Consider the following 18,749-nt stretch of genomic DNA (forward strand, 5'->3'; position numbering starts at 1 on the left):
GTGCTGGTCGTTTCTCGAGAGCCGTGCGTTGATGACCGGATGGCGCGCTGGGATCGTTTCGTGTGCGTCGACTGGAGCAAGGAGCTCGCGGGTCGACAGGCGTGGGTCGCCGAGATCGGGATGCGGCGGATTGCGCCGCTGGAGGACGTGACCCCGACCCTCGATGCGCTGCTCGCGTTCGCCCGGGCGCTGCCGGGGTGCACCGTGATCGGCATCGACGCGGCGCTCGGCGTCCCGCGCGCGTATCTCGAAGGCGCGCGCGCCGCAGTGCCGGCGTGGCGAGAGGCGAGCGACTTCCTCACCTGGCTCGTGCTCGCGTGCGAGTCGCCGGCGTTCGAGCGCGAGGCGGGCTCGGCGGCGGCGTGGCGGCACGATCGCCCGTTCATCGCGGTGCCGGCGGGGAAGGGCGCGCTCGATGCGTTCTGGACGCGCGCCGGAGGGCGGCTGCTGCGCGAGATCGACGTCGCGACCGGCGCGAAGTCGCCGTTCGTGGTGTCGGGCGTGCCGGGCACGGTGGGCTCGGGCACCCGGGTGCTGTGGGCGGAGCTCGCGAGGCTGCTGAGCGGCACGTGCGACTTCGCGGTCTGGCCTTTCGACGGAGGGCTCGATGCGATCGAGCGCCGCATCGCGATCGCCGAGATCTACCCGCGGGTGTGTTACTCGCTCGCGCTCGCGCCCGAGCTCCCGGCGCCGATCTCGCGTCTCGCGAAGACGTCGCGCGAGGTGCGCGAGGCCGCGATCGTCGCGCTCGAGCGCGCGACCTGGGTGCGCGATCGCGAGGTGGCGCTGCGCGAGCTCGAGCTGGCGCGAGAGAGCGAGGACCACTTCGACGCGCTGATGTCCGCGGCAGGGCTGCTGCGCTGTGCGCTCGAAGGACGCGCGCTGGAAGGAGAACGCGACGTGATCGAGGGCGGGATCCTGGGCCTCGCGTCGGTGCGGCTCACGTGAGCGCGTGGCGTGCGGCCGCTGCGATCTGCTCCGCGCTCGGCGTGATGCCGGTGTAGAGCACGAACTGATCGACGGCCTGGAGCACGATCACCTCGTCGCCGGTGATCACCTGCTTGCCGAGCGCGCGGGCGCGCGCGACGAAGGGCGTCTCGGGCGGCATCGCGACGACGTCGAACACGATCTCGGACGCGGCGATCGCGTCGTCGTCGAACGCGAGCGCCTGCGCGTCGGGGCCGGTCATGCCGAGCGGCGTGACGTTGATCAACATCGGCGCGCGCACCGCGTCGAGGTCGCGCTTCCAATCGAAGCCGAGCGTCTCCGCGAGCGCGGGGCCGCTCGTCTCGTTGCGCGCGACGATTGCTCCGTCGCGGAAGCCCGCATCGCGCAGCGCAGTCGCGACCGCCTTCGCCATGCCTCCACTGCCGCGCAGCACGAACGGGGTGCTCGGTGCGATCGTGTGGCGCTCGAGGAGGGTGCGGATCGCGGCGTAGTCGGTGTTGTGCCCGGTGAGCCGCCCCGCGTCGTTCACGATCGTGTTCACCGACTCGATCGCGCGCGCCGAGGGAGCGAGCGCATCGAGCAGCGGGATCACCGCTTCCTTGAACGGCATCGAGATCGCGCAGCCGCGGATCCCGAGCGCGCGCACGCCGCCGATCGCGGCAGGCAGATCGGTCGTGGAGAACGCCTTGTAGATCCAGTCGAGCCCGAGCGCTGCGTAGAGGTGGTTGTGGAAGCGCGAGCCGAACGAGCCGGGGCGCGCCGAGAGCGACATGCAGAGCGTGGTGTCGCGGCCGATGGTGAGTCGGGTCGGGGACATGGAAGTGCCTCAGCGTGCTCGGGCCGAGAGATGGTGCTCGATGCGGCGTGCGACGACGCTCGTGCCGAGGAACGCGCGCGCGAGCTGCGCGGAGTCGACCGTCGCGCGCGCGCCGCGCACGTCGCGATCGTGGGCGAGGGCGCTCTCGGCGAGCGCGCGCAGTACGGACGCCGCGGTCGTGAGGTGGATGCGCTCGAGCTCGCGCGCCTCGCGCTCGATCGCGACGCGTGCACCTTGCCCGAGCGTGGCGCGTCCTCCGGTCACGACGCGCGCGAGGCGACGACGCAGCGACGCGAGCGGGTCGGCGGGCGCGCGTGGTGCGCGCTCGGGCGCGACGCTCGGCTTCGTGAGGTACGCGGCGTGGAGTGGATCGAACGAGGGTATCAGTCGGCCGTGCAGCGCCTCGGGGAGCGTGAGGGAGGGGCCCTCGCTGGGGCGGGGATCGACGTAGATCGCGAGCAAAGCGCTCCCGAGGCGACGACCGAGCCGGAGCCGCAGCGCGAGACCACACGCGAGACCGGGATGACGCGCGAGGACGCGCAGCGCGTCGCGATCGAGCAGCGTCGGATGATCCGACGCGATCTCGACCCTCAGCTCGGTGCCGTCCTCGCACTCGACGATCAGCGCGCCCTCGCACGTCGCGCGGAGGGTCGCGCGGGTGAACAGCAGGTCCCATCCGGCGCGGCGCTCTTCGGGAGGCATCGCGAGCGCGGCGAACGCGCGATCGATCTGCTGCGCGGCCGGCGTCGCGAAGAGCGTCGCGATCGGCGGCTCGGTCCACGCGCTCGGCGCGCGTCGCACCGCGCGCACGTCCTGGCCGGCACCGAGCCGCCCGTCGGCCGACGCGGTGCCGCTCTGCACGAAGAGCCCGGCGCGGCAGAGCTCGGCGTGCGAGAGCGTCGCGTCGCCGATGCGCACGCCCGCGTCGTAGCTGGCGCGCGCGCGCGACGGCTCGCCGGGCCTCACGTCGGCGAGCGTGTAGAGCGCGCCGTCGTCGGCGATCAGCGTGGTGACCACGCCCGCGTGCCCGGTGCCCGCGATCACCGGCTCGCTGAAGAGCCCGGTGAGCCGCAACGAGCCGATCTCCTCGTGCTCGCGGCGATGACGGCCGATCCACCCGCGCGCGACGTCGGCGCTCGTCGAGAGCACGTGCGCCACCGCGAGCGCCTCTTCGAGATCGGTGCGCAGCGTCTCGAGCGCGAAGTCGGGCTCGCGCGCCGCGAGCGCGCGCATCCCGCGGGTGACCCGGAGCAGACCGCTCGCGAGGCGCGGGAGGCTCGCGCTGCGCGCGGCGTGGATCGCGCGCAACAGCTCGGTCTCTCGCAGCGCGCCGAACGACGATGCGCCGTGCTCGACGACGGTCGCGAGCGCAGCGAGCGAGCGCGAGGCCGCATCGCGCTGGGCCTCGTCGAGCGTGGAACGCTCCTCCGAGCTCACGGCGGGCTCGCCGGTCGTCTCGACCGGCGCGGCGTCGGCGAGCGGCAGCGCGCGCAGCACGCCGAGCAGGTGCGCGCAGCGCGGCGCGAGCAAGCAGGTGCACGCGGCCTGCTCGGCGCGCTCGATGCGCATCGACTCGGGGCGCAGCGTGACGCGCTCGTTGCCCACCGCGATCACCAGCGCGCCATCGGTCTCGCTCCACGGCGCCGCGGTGATCGTCGCGGCGTCGGCCTCGACCTTCTTGAGCACACGCGCCGGCGCGGCCGCGAGCATCGTCGCGAGCAGCGCGGGATCGATCGTCGGGCGCGCGCTCATCGCACCTTCTCTCCCACCCAGCGCGCGAGCTCGAGCGGCGTGAGCGCGGCGACCGGCATGCCCGCCGCGACCAGTCGCTCCGCGATCGCGCGCTCGTAGCGAGGCTTGCCCGCGTCGTCGAGCGCGGCGAGGCCGAGCAGCGTGACGCCCGACTCCGCGAGCGCGCGCACCTCGGCGACCAGGCTCGGCACCGGCCCGCCCTCGTCGAGATCGCTCACCAGCACCATCAACGTGCGCGAGGGCACCGTCGCCAGCGATCGCGCGTAGCGCAGCGCCTTCGCGATGTCGGTGCCGCCGCCCACCCGCACCTCGAGCAGGAGCCCGAGGGGATCGTCGACACGATGGCTGAGGTCGACCACCTCGGTGCTGAACGCGACGAACGAGGTCTCGATCGCGGGCAGCGCGCCGAGGATCGACGCCATCATCGCGCTGTAGATCACCGAGGGCTCCATCGAGCCCGAGACGTCGACCACCAGGATCACCCGCCAGTCGAGTGAGCGCCGCGAGCGGGTGCGGAACACGAGCCGCTCGGGCGCGAGCTGCGCGACGCCGTCGTCGAAGCGCGCGGTGCGGAGGTTGCGGCGAATGGTGCGATCGAGATCGATCGGACCGCCCGAGCGCAGGGTGGGGCGCGGCGTGGTGAGGCCGACCAGCGCGGGGCGCACCCGGGTCGCGAGCTGATCGACGAGCTCGCGCGTGACGCGCTCGACCAGGCGACGCAGCCGACCGAGCTGGGCCTCGGGGAGCGCGCCCTTCAGCGAGAGAACACTCTCGAGGAGCTCGATGGAGGGCGTGACGGTCTCGGGATCGAGCTCGAGCAGCGCGCCGACCCGACCCTCGGCGCCGGCGCGCGCGAGCACTTCGTCGCGCACGCTCTCGCCGAAGAGCGCCTCGAGCTCGTCGGACCACTCGCGGGTGGTGGGGAAGCTCGGCTCGAGCCCCGCGCCACCGCCCGCTCGCGAGCCTTCGCCGCGACCGGGGCCGTAGAGCTCGTCGAGCGCGCGCGCGGCGCGCATCGCGTCGGGAGGGAGCGCGCGGGTGTCGCGACCGAGCACGATGCGCCAGCGATCACGCGCCGAGAGGGCGCCGGTGGCGCGCGTCGCCGAGGTGGCCTCCGGGATGGCGATCGACGTCGCGCTCGGCATCGCGAGCCCGAGCGCGCCGAGCGCGTCGCGCGCGATCAGGTCGGCCTCGGCGTGGAGCGCGAGGAGCGCGGGATCGATCGTCAGCTCGAAGTCGGCTCGCTCGCTCCCGTGGCGCTCGATCAGGCTCTCGAGGAAGCGACTGCGCGCCGCGGGCGAGAGCACCTCGAACCCATCGCGCAGCGCGGGGGCCCGCGCGAGGAACTCGCGATCGCCGATCGTCTCGATGCGCGACGCGAGCTCGCCGAGCAACGAGGGATCACCCTCGAGCGCGCTGGCGCCCGCGATCAACGCACCGCGCAGCCGGCGCGCCAGACGGCGCTGCCCGTCGCGATCGACCGCGGCGTCGACCCACGATCCGAGGGACCGCGACATCGCCTCGGGCGTCAGCGCGTCGAGGCTCACCAACGTCATCCCCGCCGCGCCTTCGATCAGCGGCGCACCCTCGCGGAACAGTCGCTTCAGCGCGTCGGTGGCGCGAGCGCGCACGCCGTCGCGCGACGATCGGATCAGCGCGAGCGAGTCCACCAGCGCGTGCGCATCGGCCTCGTCGTCGGAGCCCGCGAGCCCCTCGAGCGCCCCCGCGAGCGCGAGCTCGAGCGCGTCGGGATCGACGTCTGCGGGCCAGGTGAAGCGCGGCACGTCGGCGGCGACATCGACGTCGATCGGCAGCCCCGGCACGTGCCCGGCGCGCGCCCGCGCGAAGAGCGACGCCCCCGCGACGAGATCGCGCAGCGCGCCCTCGGTGCGCAGCGCGTGCTGCACGTCCGGAAGGCTCCGCTCCACGTAGCGCACGAGGCCGGCCTCCGCGGCGCGCTCCAGCAGCGCGAGCCGCGCCCGCACCGAGCGCGCGTCCTGCTGCTCGAGCCGCGCTTCCTCGATGCGCAGCGTGCCTTCCGCGGCTTGCGCGAGGGTCACGCCGCGCACCGCCGCGAGCTCGAGCATCGCCTCGGTCGCGGGCGAGAGCGTGATCTCCCAGACCTCGGTGAGCGTCTCGAACGGACCCTCGCTCGCGATGCGACGTGCGTAGGGCGCGCCCACCAGCGCCAGGCGCTCGAGCGTGATCTTGCGCCGGCGATCGAGCGTCGATCCCAGCACGTCGAGGCGCAGCCGCGGCGCGCGCTCGTAGCGCGCGAGGCGCTCGCTCGGGCTCGGCAGGCGCAGCTCTTCGAGCAGCCCGAGCACGTGCGGCACGAGCCCGGAGCGCGGCGCTCCCGGAGGCAGACGACCGCGCTCGTGCCCCACCATCACCCGGCCCAGCGCGGCGGCGAGCGCACGACCGCGCCCCAGCGGCTCACCCTGGGCGAGCGCCGACTCGAGCCCTTCGAGCAGCTCGCGGCGCGACGGCGCGTGCAGCCCGCGCAGCTGCGCGAGATCGAGCGCGACGCGCACCGCTTCGTTCGCGTCGGGCACCCCCGCGACGTGCTTCTTCTCGCGCATCGCGCGGCACACCTCGACCACGGTGCGCCGCAGCGTCGCCGCGATCTTCGCGGGGTCGGAGCCGCACTCGAGCACCCGCTGGTGCCACGCGGGATCGAGCACGCCCGCCGGATATCCGGAGCGACTGTCGAAGAGCTCGAAGGTGTAGGGCACGAGCGACGACACCCGGGTCGCGTCGGGCTCCGGCACGTCGATCGGCACGTTCTCGTCGGGCAGCACCGCGTCGTCGAGCAGCGCCGCCGCGTGGAACGAGCCGACCACCGCCGCGATCCGCGCCCCCGACGCCCGCAGCGCTGCCAGCCGCGCCCTCATGAACCGCTCGCGCGCGAGATCGCGCGAGGGCACGCCGGTCTGCTCGGCATCGCGCCGCAGCGCCCACCCGAAGAGCAACGCCGCGCGCCGGATCGCCTCGGGATCGGCGCCCACCGCCGGCGCTTCCACCATGCGATCCCAGAGCTCCGACGTGTCACTCACGCCGTGCTGCGCGACCAGGCGATCGGCGATCGTCGGTGCCGAATCCGCGCGCATCTCGATGCGCTCGTCGCGCTCACCGAGCGGCTGATCGAACGCGCTCACCGGCACACCCTTCGCGCGCGCCCAGCGGATCGCCGCGAGCTCCGGCGAGAACTCGGCGAACGGATGGAACACGAGGTCCGAGCCCTCGTGCGACACCGACGCCAGCGCGACCGGCGGCACGAGCTCGGGATGTCCGAGCCACTCGATCCACGGCTGCAGATCCGCCGCCAGCTCGAGCGCGACGTGGGTCGGCGCGAACGCGTCGAGCCAGCGCGGCATCGCGAGCGCACACGCCGGCGAGTGGTGCCGCACCCCGATCAGGAACGGCTCCACCGCGCCCGCGAGCCGCGCGATCGCGTGCTCTGCGTCGTCGCTCACGCCGGCTCTTCCAGGAGCGCGCGCAGCTCGTAGAGCTGCTTCCAGAGCCGCGCGCTGCCGCTCTCGGCGCGACGCTTCACCGCGGAGTCCCAGTAGGCGAGGAGCTTGCCGCGATCGCGCGGCTCGTCCTTGAGCACCACGCCGAGCAAGTGGCTCGGCAGCAGCGACGCGGGGTCGCGATCCGCGTCGAGATAGGCCGCCGACAGACCGAGCGCCGACGCGACGCCGACCGCCTCCGCGGTGCTCATCACGGTGCTGGGGCGATCGACCGACCAGCCCTCGACGGTGCGCCCCGCGCGCAGATCGCGGAACGCGGTGACCAGCGCCTCGAGCACCGCGTCGTCGACCCGCAGCGGCTCGCCCACCCGCGCCAGCGTCGCCACCGCGCGCCGCTTCACCAGCGCGATCTCGTGCTCGAGCACCGCGATCGGCGGCACCTGCTCGAAGTTGAAGCGTCGCTTGAGCGCGGCGCTCATCTCGGAGACGCCGCGATCGCGCAGGTTCGCGGTGGCGATCACGTTGAAGCCCGGTCGCGCGTGCTCGAGCCGACCGAGCTCGGGCACCGAGAGCCGTCGATCGGAGAGGATCGACACCAGCGCGTCCTGCACCTCGGGCAGGCAGCGCGTGACCTCCTCGATGCGCACCAGCGCGCCGGCGCGCATCGCGGCGAGAACAGGCGAAGGCACGAGCGCCTCGCGATGCGGCCCTTTCGCCAGCAATAACGCGTAGTTCCAGCCGTAACGAAGGTGCTCTTCGGTGGTGCCCGCGGTGCCCTGCACCACCATCCCGCTGCTGCCCGAGATCGCGGCGGCGAGCAGCTCGGAGAGCATCGACTTCGCGGTGCCGGGCTCGCCGACGAGCAAGAGGCCGCGCTCTCCCGCGAGCGTGACGACGCTGCGCTCCACCAGCGCGCGATCGCCGACCAGCTTCTCGGCGATCACCAGCGAGCGCGGCACCTCGGAGGGCGCATCGACGTCCTTCGGGAGCTCGAGCGCCCCGCCGCGCGAGCCGCACACGAAGAGCACCACCGCGCGCGGCGTGAGCGCCCATCCCGGCGGTCGCGGACCGCGATCGAGACGCGCCAGGAACGCGAGCTCCTCGGCGTACACGCGCTCGGGCGGAGGAGCCTGGACCTCGTGCGTCGCGTCGTCGTCTCGTTCGACCGCCGTCATCACGACCTCGCCTTCTTCTTCGGAGCCGTCTTCTTCGCGCGCTTGCCGACGACGCTGCGCGCGTCCTCGAGCTGCGGGCGATCGCCGCGCTCGAGACGGGCCCACGCCTCGTCGAAGAGCGCGTGCAACGGACGCAGCGCGAGCACGCGTCCGAGCGGGAACCAGGTGCGCGCGTCCGCGGTCTCCCCGCCGTAGAGCGGGAGCTTCCACCGCTCGAGCGGGAGCTCGGGCGCCGAGCGCTCTTCCCACGGGCCGGGCAGGAAGAGCTCGCGTCCCGCGCGCGCTCGTTTGCCGCGCACGACGAGCTCGGCGCGCTCGAGCTCCTCGCCGGCGGCGCGCAGCGTCGCGCGCTTCCAGCCGTTCCACGCGAGCACACGATCGTCGGTGGGCTCGGCGAGCGCGAGCAGCTGCAGGTAGTAGGTCGCGGCATCGCTCGAGACCCCGAGCGCGCTCGCGACCTTCGCGACCAGCGCGGAATCCGAGAGCCGCGGATCGGCCTCGGAGCGACCCGTGGGGACCGGCGTCGACGCGACGCGCGCCGCGAGCTCGGAGAGCCCGTCCGAGAGCCACCACCGCACGAGCGGGAGCATCCGCGTGCCCGCGAGCAGCGCGGCGTCGCCCTCGCTCACTCCGCGCGCGACCTCGCTCGGCCGGAACGCGAGCACGATCCCGTCCCAGTGGGTCGGCAGCGCGAGCACGAGCCCGGTGTCGCGGCCGCGCAGCGTCGGCAGCGGCTCGTCGTCGTCGGCATCGAGGGTCGACGCGATGGGATCGAAGGGCGTGCCCCCGAGCGCATCGACGTGGGCCTGGGCCTGCGCCGCGATCACCGCCTCGTCGCGGCTCGGGCTCGAGAAGGGAAGGCGCCCGGCCATGAAGAGCAGATCGCGGCTCGCGAGGCGCTCGCGCACCTTCGCGATCAGCCGCGGGATCCCGGCGCGCAGCGGATCGCCCACCGGGAGCTCGACGAACGCCCACGCGACCAGGCGCGCGAGGTCGGTGACCATCGTCTCGTCGAAGACCTCGGCGCGCCCATCGTCGATCGGCGCACCGTTCGCATCGAGCGCGACGACGACGCCCTCCACGTCGATCGCGCAGCGCGGCGCGACGGCGAGCACGGGCACGTCGTCGGGCGCGAGCAGCGCCGCGAGCGTGCGCGACGCAGCCGCGAGCGAGAGGGCCTTTCCGGCGCGGGTCGAGAGCTCGGGCGCGACGGTGACGCGCCGGCCGACCACCTCGGCCCATCGCGCTGCGAGGTGCTGCACGTGCGCGCGTGGGTCGTCCCACGGCGCCGCGGGATCGGCGGGCAGCGCCGCGAGCATCAGCGCGCTGCGCTTCGCGAACGGGAGCGCGTCGAGCTCCTCGATCGCCGCGTCGATCGCCGCCGCCTTGAGGCCGAGCGCGTCGCGCACCGGCGCGATCGCGCGCTTCTCCTCGCGCGTGCGCGGCAGCGACGTGAGCAGCCCCCCGAGCACCAGCAGCGCCTCGGCGCGCGAGATGCTGCACGCCTCGGCGAGCGCGTCGATCCCCGCCGCATCGAGGGTCCGCAGCCCGCGCGCCCGCACCAGCGCGGCGATCGGCACGATCGGCGGCGCGGCGAGCACGCGCTCGTGCTGCATCGTGCATCCCGGCAGCGCGGTGAACGGCGCGCCCTCGCGCGCGAGCTCGACCACGTGCCACGTCGGCGCCCACGGGGTCCCGCGCATGACGAACACGCTCGCGCCCGCGGTGGTGATGCCGATGCGGTGGGCGTCGCCGACGTCGTCGAGCGCGAGGCTCGCCTTCGCGGCGTCGCTGGGACGCGCCTCGAACGTGCGCATCCGATGCGCCCAGCGCTCGAGCGGGAGCGCCTCGAGCAGCGCGATCACGTCGGTGAGCACCGTGCGCTCGGCGGCCGCGATCAGCGGCGAGGTCGCGATCATCGCGAGCGCGCCGCGCGCGCCGATCAGCCGCGACCAGTGGACGTTCGAGGGAACGGTGCGCCCCCATCGCGGCACCGGCTGCCCGCGATCGAACGCGTCGAGCACGCGCGCGAGGCGCCGCAGGAACGGCTCGAACGCGCCGTCGCCCCAGTGCCGGTCGAGCCAGCGCGCGAGGGGCTCGATCACGTCGTCGTCGTGCAGCGCGCCTTCGCGATCTCCCTCGCCCTCGGGATCGCGCGCCTCGATCAGCGCATCGAGCGCGTCGGCCTGCGCCAGGGTGCGCGCGACGATGCCCGCGACCGCATCGAGGAGCGCGGGCGCGGTGATCTCGGGCAGCACCGCGCGCACCGCGGCGAGCGCGTTCTCGAGCTCCGATGACGCGCCGGTCGCGCCGCGCGCGTGCTCGAGCACCGCCGCGGCGCGCGCCTCGTCGATGCGCGCCAGCGCCTGCGAGCCCTCGAGATCACGCGGCTGCGTGAAGTGCAGGAAGATCCCGCTGGGGACGACCGACGTGGCGCTGCCGCCGTCCTCGCGCTCCTGGATCTCCTGCACCAGACGCGCGCCGGAGCCCTCGATCGTCCAGGTCGTGAGGTCCGCGTAGTCCTCGGTGACGACCAGGTGATGCGTGCGCGCCGGGAGATCGACGAGCGCGGTCCGCCGGCCGCGCAGGCCGTGCGTGACCTCGATGCGCACGCCGTCGATGCGCTCGATGACGCGTCCGGTGCGTCCCCGCAGCGTCACCCGGGTGCCGAGCATTCCGTCGCGCAGGCCGAGCGGCGATGCGCCGAGCCCGGCCGGCGCGGGCGTCAGCCACGAGCCGTACACGTCGAACGCGCCGTCGCGCGCCTCCTCGAAGAAGCGCGGCGCGCTCACGCGCCCGTGCTCACCGGTGCGGGGATCGACCTCGATCAGCCGCAGCGCGCCGTCGCGTCGCGTGTCGGTCCAGAGGGTCGTGCCGTCGAACACCGCGCGATGGCCGCGCTCGGGCTCGCGCTCGGCGCCCGCGCGCAGCGCGATGCCACCATCGCTCGCGCCGAGCCCCGGAAGGTGCGCGACGTAGCCGGCGCCATCGTGCCAGCCCGCGTCGGTCGCCACCGCGCGTTTGGGCGCACCGAGCCAGTGCGCGCGCGTCTTGCCGGAGCCGACCACGACGAGCACCTCGCCCTCGACCCAGCGCGCGCGGAGGATCATCTCCCTCTTCGCGAGCTTCAGCTCGTCGCGCCGCTCGATGCGCGTCGGGCCCACCGTGATCGCGCGCACGCCGTCGCTCACGAGCACGCAGGGCCAACATGGATGGACCGCGAGGGCGCGCGTCCCGCTCGGGTCGAGCTCGCGCAGCGCCTCCTCGAGCGCCGGCCACGCGAGCTCCTCGAGCAGCCCGGCGCGCAGCGTCGTCGCGAGCGCGCGCGCGGGATCGATCGCGCGCAGCGACGCGAAGAGCTCGGGCGCGTCCTGGAACGTGCGGCGGGTGGTGCCGCGCTCGAGCGTGCCGAGGCCGCGCTCGAACGTGGCCAGCGTGCCTTCGCCCAACGCGTCGATCCGCCCGGCGACCCAGCGCCGGCGCAGCTCGGCGAACGCCTGCTTCCCCGCGCTCGCCCGCGCGAAGTCGGCGGTCTTCGCGAACGCCGCGAACGCGCTCTCGAGCAGCGGCCCGTACCGGGGATCGCGCGCGAGGTGGATCGGATCGACGCCGCGGTACGCGCTGCGCGCGGGATCGAGCGCGAACGTGCTCCAGGCGCGCAGATCGACGGGCTCGGCGCCCGGGCCCCAGTCGTCGTCGCCTTCGTCGTCGTCGAGCGCGGGCTCGTCGAGCGCGGGCGCGGCGAGCGGGATGCCGAGCGAGAGCGCGAGCTCCGCGAGGTCGACGTCGAGCTGCGGATGGCGCCCGACGAGCACGCGCAGCGGAGCGCCTTCGGCGACCAGGCGATCGCGCATCGTGCGCACCAGCTCGAGCATCGCGTCGGGTGCGGCGACGTCGGCATCGCGGTAGCTGTCGAGCAGGCGCGAGAGCCACGCGCCCGCGGCGACACCCGGTGCTTCCGCGGGAGGGCACGTCACCAGCGCGATCGCGCCCGCCTGCTCGAGCACGCGCAGCCACGCTCCGGCGCGCGCCGAGCCCTTGTCATCGCCATATCGACGCGGATGCACCGGCACGATCGCGAGCAGCGCGATGCGCGCCTCGGGCTTGCGCGCGCCGAGCCGACCGAGCGCCTCCGCGTACCCGCTCCACACCTCGATCGGGGCGCGTGCCATCGACGGCGCGGCGAGCAGCTCCTCGATCACGCGCTCGTCCTCGCGCGCGACGTCGAGCCCTGCGGCCGCTGCCATCTTCCGCAGATCGCCGGGCATGCCCGACCACGGCGGCACGCCGCCGAGGGTGCGGCGGATCGCGAGCTCGCGCAGCAGCTCGTAGCTGCGCACCGCGTCCTTCTCCGCCGCGAGCTCCTTCACGTACTGCCCGAGCTCCTTGGTGGTCAGCGCGCCGGCGAGCGCGGCCTCGAGGTAACGCGCGTTGCGCAGCTCGGCGTCGAGCTTGGTCGCGTGGGCACGCTCGGCCTCGCGCGCGCGCCCGAAGAGCTGGGCCGCGTAGGTCGTGTTCCCGAGCTCGGCGAACGCCCGCGACGCGTCGTCGCAGAAGGGCGGGACGAAGCGCGGCAGCGCGCGCTCGAGGCGCTTCGTGATCGCGTCGATCGCGTCCTTCGCGTGCCCCGGCTTGCTCGCGGCGCGACGCATCGCCTGCTCGAGCTCGCGACGCAGATCGATCGCGACCCGCGCGTTCCGCGGATCGTTGGTGATCGCCCAGCCCACCAGCCCCACGCTGCGCGTGGCGCCGCGCGCGACGTCCGTCGTGACCTCGGGCGCCGCGAACCCGTGCAGCGTCATCTCGGCGTCGGCGGCGGCCCCGAGCGAGCGCGGCTCGACCCGCACCACCACGCGCCCCGGCAGCAGCGGGTGCGCGTAGGCGCGGGCATCGACGCGCTCGCCGACCTCACCCGCGTCCGCCGCGATCCATCCGCCCATCCGCAGCAGCGTCTCGCTCATCGCGCGATCTCCTCGAGGCGAGGCGGCTCGACCTTCGCGCGCGCCCACACCGTGCGGAAGTGCGCCGGCATCGGCTCGAGCGGCACCTGCACCCCGAGCGGGAACGTCCATCCATTCGCGCCCTTGCGCGCGAGGAACGGCAGCTTGAACGACTCGAGCGGCTTCGCGGGCGCGCGCAGCGCTTCCCACGGTCCCGGCAGGAAGTGACTGCGCCCGGTGCGCTCGCGCTTGGCGATCTCGACGAGCTCCTTGCCCGCGAGCTCGTCGCGCGCGGACTCGAGCGTCTTCGCGCTCCATCCGTTCCAGCGCCGCACCTTCGCGTCGCTCGGCGCGGGAAGGGCGAGCGTCTGGGCGTAGAGGATCGCGGCGTCGCGCGAGAGCCCGTGCGTCGCCGCGACGTCGTCGACCACGTCGAGCGCCGGACACGCGTCGTAGCTGCCCGCGGTGCGCGTGGGATCGCCGATCCGCGCCACGATCGCGGCGCACGGATCGCTGCGGAGGAAGCCCGCCCAGTCGAGCGCGCTCACCGGACCGGCGAGCGCGGCGAGGGCCTTGGGATCCTCGCTCATGCGCGCGGGGCGGAAGAAGTACTGCAGCATCCAGCCCGCGCTCGGCGCAGCGGCGACGTACGCGCCGAGATCGCGGCCGCGCGCACCGTCGCGCTCGAACGCGATGCCACCGAGCTTCGCGAGCGCCTCGTTGGTCGCTTCGATCGGGCTCTTTCCCTGCTCCCACGGCACGTGGTGCATGCCGAGCGGAAGGAGGAGCTCGGGATCGTCGAGGCGCTCGCGCGCGATGCGATACACCGACGCGAGCGTCGCGAGGAACGGGTGCCCCGCGGGCAGCTCGACCGCAAGGTGCGCGAGATAGAGCGCGACGAGGCGCACCGTCGCGACGTCGAACGACGCATCCTGGGGGCGGGGGTGGATCGCGAGCTTCGGTTGTCTCGAGAGGCGCGATCCCTTCTCGCCCTCGAGCATCCAGCGCATCGTCGTGGACGGAGGCTCGGGGACGAGCTTGTTCAGGTCCTTCGCGAGCTCGTCGGCGAGCGCTTCGTCGACCTGCACCGTCTCCCCGACCCGCGCCCGCAGCAGCTCGCCGATGCGGGTGGCGAGCGCGACGAGATCGTCGCCGAGCGGCTCGCTCGCGAGCTGGGAGAGCATCGCGCGGAACGCAGGACGCTCGCGCGCGCCGAGCGCCACCGCGATCTTCTCGGTCTCCTTCGCCTTCACGCCGAAGCGCTCGCGCAGCTCCTTCGAGAAGAATTCGTTGGGCGGCGTCGCAGCGGGCAGACCGCCGAGCCACACCGCGGCCTCGGTGCTGGTCGAGCCCGCGCGCTCCATCACGATCGCGGCGTGCTCGCGCCCGAACGCGAGCGCGCCGCGCTGCTCGATCGTGCGCGCGAGCGCGGGCACCGTCTCGGCCGTGCCGCTCCATACCCGGGCCTCGCGCTCGACGTTCAGCCACGCCGGCGCGACGAACGTGCCGCTGCGCGAGACCTCGAGCACGACCGCGCTCTGCCAGACCTTGCGCACCAGATAGAGGCTCTCGCCGCTCGAGAACGTCGCGCACGCGAGCGTCACCGGCTTCGGCAGCTTCGAGACCTCGAGCGTGCCCCGCAGCACCCGCGCGTTCGGCAGCGAGAGCAGGCCCGCGGCGGCGAGCGCCTCGGCGAACGTGTGCGCGGTGCGCCGGCTCGTGTCGCTCCACGCGGGGAACGCGGTCTGGAGCACCACCGCGTCGGGCGCCTCGAGCGCGCACTCCCACGCGAGATCGCCACCCTTGCCGACCTCGTCGGGCACTCGCTCGCCCGCGAGGTGGGCCCGCGCCACCCGGCCCACCGCGTCGATCTCGGCGGTGATCGCCTGGTCGTGCGACCACCCCGCGCCCTGACCGACGAGCGCGAGCAGCGGCCGCAGCTCTCCGATCGCGATCGTGCCCACGACCGTGCGCGTCGCGCGCGCGGGATCGCGCAGCGCGACCTTCTCGGCGAGCCCCTTCGCGAGCCAGCGCGCGCGGCGGACCACCCCGGCGATCGCCCGCTGCAGCACCGGGCTCGTCACCTCGGGCAGCGCGCTCGCGACCGCGACACGCGCCTGCTCGAGATCGTCGACGTCGCCCGCCGCTGCGAGCAGCGCCGCGGCGCGCTCGGTGGTCATCGCGCGCAGCGCGCGCGAGCCGCGCTCGTCACGCGTCGCCGCGAAGTGCAGCCACCACGGCGGCATCGGGCGCTCCGTGCCGCGCTGGTACGAGACCGCGTGCGTCGAATTCGCGCCGAGCAGCGATGCCTCGCGTCCCTTCGCGTCGAGCAGCACGTACATCGGGTCGCCGTGGTGGTGCGCGTGGGTCGCGGCATCGACGATCACCCGCGGCGCGTCGTCGCCCGGCCACGTCACGATCGCGCGCGCCGCGTGCGGGCCCACCCATCGCACGCCGTCGATGCGCTCGCTCTCGACGATCTCGCCGCGCGATCGCACCCGCATGCCGACGAGCCCGTCGCGCACTCCGAGCGGCGAGGTCGTGAGCCCGCGCGCCGGCACCAGCGCTGATCGCACCTCGTCGATCCGCGCGTCGCCGTCGGAGAACGACTCGAAGAACGAGGGCAACGAGCGTCGACCGAGCTCTCCGGTGCGCGGGCTCTGCTCGACCCACTGCGAGCCCGCAGCGCCGCGATGCTGGAGCGACCACACCGTCCGTCCATCCGAGCAGAGCGCGCGCATGTCGACGCGCGGCGCGTCCCCCGGCGCGAGCGCGCGACCGCCGAGCGTGGTGAGCCCGTCCTCGAGCTCGATCACGAAGTCCGGCCCGCGGTACCAGTACGCGAGCTCGTGCACCGTGCGCGCGCCCGACCACAGGTACGAGCGCTTCCACGAGACCTTGCGATCGGCGCACAGATAGAGCACCTGCCCGCCGCTCCAGTACGCCGCCTCGACCTTGCCCGGCGGCTCGATCTCGATCTCCGCGATGCGCCCCGTCGCGCCGAGCACGATCGTGCGGCGCGCGCCGACGACGATCGGATGCGGGAACGCGCCGGCGAGGGTCGGCATCGCGCCGTCGTCGCGCGCCAGCTGCGCGATCGCCTCGTCGAGCGCGATCCATCCGAGCTCGTCGACGATCCCGCCGCGCAACGTGACGCCGAGCAGCTCCGCGACGTCGAGGGTGCGCAGCGCGTCGAGCTCGGCGGGGAGCGCGCGGAACGTCTCCGCGCGCGTCTTGCCCTCGAGCCACACCTTCACGCTCTCGAGCGCGGGCAGCCCACCTTCGCGCAGCGTCTGCACGCGCTCGCGCACGATGCGATCGCGCACCGCGCCCAGCGCGGGACGCTGATCGGCGAGATCCTCGAACGTCTCGCGGCCCATCGTCTCCTCGACCGCGAGGGCGACCTTGGGCGCGAAGCGCGGATCGTTCGTCAGCGCGCTCAGCGCGCGCGGGCGCTCCTTGGTCTCGCGAGTCGTCGCGCGGCCGAACGCGTCGCTCCACGCGTGCAGCGGCACCCGCTGGTTCGCGTGCGGCTCCACGAGCGGCAGCTCGAGCTCGATCGCGAGATCGACGAGATCGGGATCGATCCAATGGCCCTTCGCGAGCGTGAGCGGGACCGCATCCCGACGCAGCCGCTCCGCGAACCGGCGCAGCAGCGCGAAGAGCGCGTCGGGCGCGTCGATGCCGCGCCAGCCGCGCTGGAGGTGCGCCGCGATGCGCGACACCCAGGGCGCGATCGGCTCCTCGAGCGTCGCGAGATCGTCGATCGCGCCCGCGTCGTCGAGCAGCGTGATCCACCACGCGGCCGAGCCGTTCTTGTGAGCGCTCGGGAAGAGCCCGCGCAGCCGCGCCCGCACCGCCGCATCGCCGCGCGCGACGCGCACCAGCGTGCTGCGCGCGTCCTCCCAGAACGCCATCGACGCGTGGGCGAGCGCGGGCGACTCGAGCACCTCGAGCAGCACGCTCGCTTCGGCCTCGTGCGCGTCGTGCCCGGCGCGCTTCGCGAGGCGGCGCAGATCGCGCAGCATCGTGCCCCAGGGAGGCATGCCGCCGACGGTCGCGCGCACCGCGAGCGCGCGGAGCTCGCGATGGGCGCTCTCCGTGTCGTCGGCGCCCTCGAGATCCTTCGCGTAGTCGCTCAGCGCCGCCGAGGTCAGCGCGCCGCTCAGCGCGAGCTCGAGGAACGCATCGCGCCGCGCCTCGGGATCGACTTCGAGCGCGTACACGCGCTCGGCCTCGCGCGCCTTGCCGAAGAACGTCGCGGCCTGGGTCTTCGCGCCCGCGGCCACGAACCGTCGCGCCGCTTCTTCGTAGAACGAGGGCAGGAAGTGCGGCACCGAGCGCGCGAGCTGCTTCGCGATCGCGTCGATCGCGTCCTTCGCGTGGCCGGGCTTCGACTTCGCGCGACGGGTCGCGCGCTCGAGGTCGCGCATCACGTCGAGCGCGTGCCGCGCGTTGTCGGGATCGCGCAGGATCGCCGCCGCGGGGAACCCGACCGCGCGCCGCACCGACGCGCCGACCACGACTGGATCGCCCGCGGGCGCGCACCCGAGCACGCTCATCGCGAGCTCGTCCGCCTCGCGAAGCCCCGCTTGCGAGAGGCGCACGATCACGCGGGCGCCGAGCGCGGGATGCGAGAAGCGACGCGCCTCGATCGGCTCGGCCGCGCCGCGGATGGGCGCAGGGAGCACGCCGCCGAGCTGCGCGTGTCGCTCACTCATCCTTCTTCTCCTCGACGACGCGCGCGGCGTGGATCGCGCTCGCCATGCGCATGCCCTCGGAGAACGCGACCGGCCCGACCGCGCCGAGCGCGAGCGAGCGCTCCTTGTCGTCGACGAAGACGAGCTCGCCCGTGTACGCCTCGGCCTCGGGCGCGTCGGCGCCGAGCCAGAAGCGCGCCTCGACGAGCGCGCCGGCTTCCCACACCGGGCACGTCGCGAACCCGCCGCGCACGCGGTAGCCGAGCGTCTTGGCCTTGCCGAGCGCGTGGTTGAGCTGCGCGAACTTCGCGTTCTCGAAGTCGCGCACCGAGGTCGCGCTCTCGTTCTTCGCCGCGGTGCGCGCGAACGTCTCGCGGAAGAGCTGCTGGACGCCCTGCGTCAGCGAGAGCTCGGTCGCGAGGGCGCGCAGATCGTCGAGCTCCTCGAGCAGGATCGGATGCGGGATCGCGATGGTGGTCGCGCGGATCCACTCGGTCTCGCCGTCGAGGGTGACGATGCCGACGCCGCGCTCGGCCTCGGCGGCGCGCAGGAAGCCGAGCTTCTCGTCGTCGCCGTCGGTCGCGCGCACCACCGCGTTCTCGAGCGGCGCGCGCCACGCGGGATCGATCCACACCGCCTCGATCACGGTGCGCGGGGTGGGCAGCGAGCGCAGCATCCAGGTCTCGACCGTCTCGCGGCAGCTGCGCTCGTGCGCGTCGAGGTGCTCGACGAGCTGCTCGAGCATCTCGTGCGCGTCGGTGTCCTTCACCGGCTTCGGGACCGACGCGAGCGTCTTCCCGGCGGCGTTGCGCGCGACGATCTTGCCCCCCTGGAGCGCGAGCGCGTACCCGGTGCCGGTGTCGATCCAGCCTCCGTCCGCCTCGTGCCCAACGACGCTCTCGCTCTTGGTCTTCGCTGATTTCTTCGGCTTGGCCATCGGCTCT

At 74.2% G+C, this 18,749-nt stretch carries 8 protein-coding genes; 1 reads left to right on the forward strand and 7 read right to left on the reverse strand.

Annotated elements, in window-relative coordinates; translation table 11 throughout:
- The first annotated feature begins 39 nt into the window (after positions 1-39).
- On the forward strand, positions 40-948 hold the full coding sequence (locus tag I5071_RS35080; RefSeq protein WP_236517699.1) for a hypothetical protein: 909 nt from the start codon (positions 40-42) through the stop codon (positions 946-948).
- Here the strand turns inward: I5071_RS35080 and I5071_RS35085 are convergent.
- The 7 genes from I5071_RS35085 to I5071_RS35115 are packed head-to-tail and all read right to left on the reverse strand — an operon-like array spanning position 941 to position 18,742.
- Positions 941-1,765, reverse strand: a complete 825-nt coding sequence (locus I5071_RS35085; protein ID WP_236517700.1) for a shikimate 5-dehydrogenase — start codon at positions 1,763-1,765, stop codon at positions 941-943. The genes I5071_RS35080 and I5071_RS35085 overlap by 8 nt on opposite strands.
- A gap of 9 nt (positions 1,766-1,774) precedes the next feature.
- Positions 1,775-3,517, reverse strand: a complete 1,743-nt coding sequence (locus I5071_RS35090) for an SWIM zinc finger family protein (RefSeq protein WP_236517701.1) — start codon at positions 3,515-3,517, stop codon at positions 1,775-1,777.
- Positions 3,514-6,993, reverse strand: coding sequence for a DUF5682 family protein (locus I5071_RS35095; RefSeq protein WP_236517702.1), 3,480 nt, complete (start codon positions 6,991-6,993; stop codon positions 3,514-3,516). Before I5071_RS35095 ends, I5071_RS35090 begins: the two co-directional genes overlap by 4 nt.
- Positions 6,990-8,165: an ATP-binding protein gene (locus tag I5071_RS35100; RefSeq protein WP_236517703.1), complete on the reverse strand. Its 1,176-nt coding sequence runs from the start codon at positions 8,163-8,165 to the stop codon at positions 6,990-6,992. Before I5071_RS35100 ends, I5071_RS35095 begins: the two co-directional genes overlap by 4 nt.
- Positions 8,165-13,126 (reverse strand): hypothetical protein, encoded by a 4,962-nt coding sequence (locus tag I5071_RS35105; protein ID WP_236517704.1) that lies wholly within the window; start codon positions 13,124-13,126, stop codon positions 8,165-8,167. Before I5071_RS35105 ends, I5071_RS35100 begins: the two co-directional genes overlap by 1 nt.
- Positions 13,123-17,826, reverse strand: coding sequence for a hypothetical protein (locus tag I5071_RS35110; RefSeq protein WP_236517705.1), 4,704 nt, complete (start codon positions 17,824-17,826; stop codon positions 13,123-13,125). Before I5071_RS35110 ends, I5071_RS35105 begins: the two co-directional genes overlap by 4 nt.
- On the reverse strand, positions 17,819-18,742 hold the full coding sequence (locus tag I5071_RS35115) for a DUF4132 domain-containing protein (protein WP_236517706.1): 924 nt from the start codon (positions 18,740-18,742) through the stop codon (positions 17,819-17,821). The genes I5071_RS35110 and I5071_RS35115 overlap by 8 nt, the downstream gene beginning before the upstream one ends.
- Positions 18,743-18,749: the final 7 nt, after the last annotated feature.

The sequence above is a fragment of the Sandaracinus amylolyticus genome (assembly GCF_021631985.1).
GTDB lineage: Bacteria > Myxococcota_A > Polyangia > Polyangiales > Sandaracinaceae > Sandaracinus > Sandaracinus amylolyticus_A.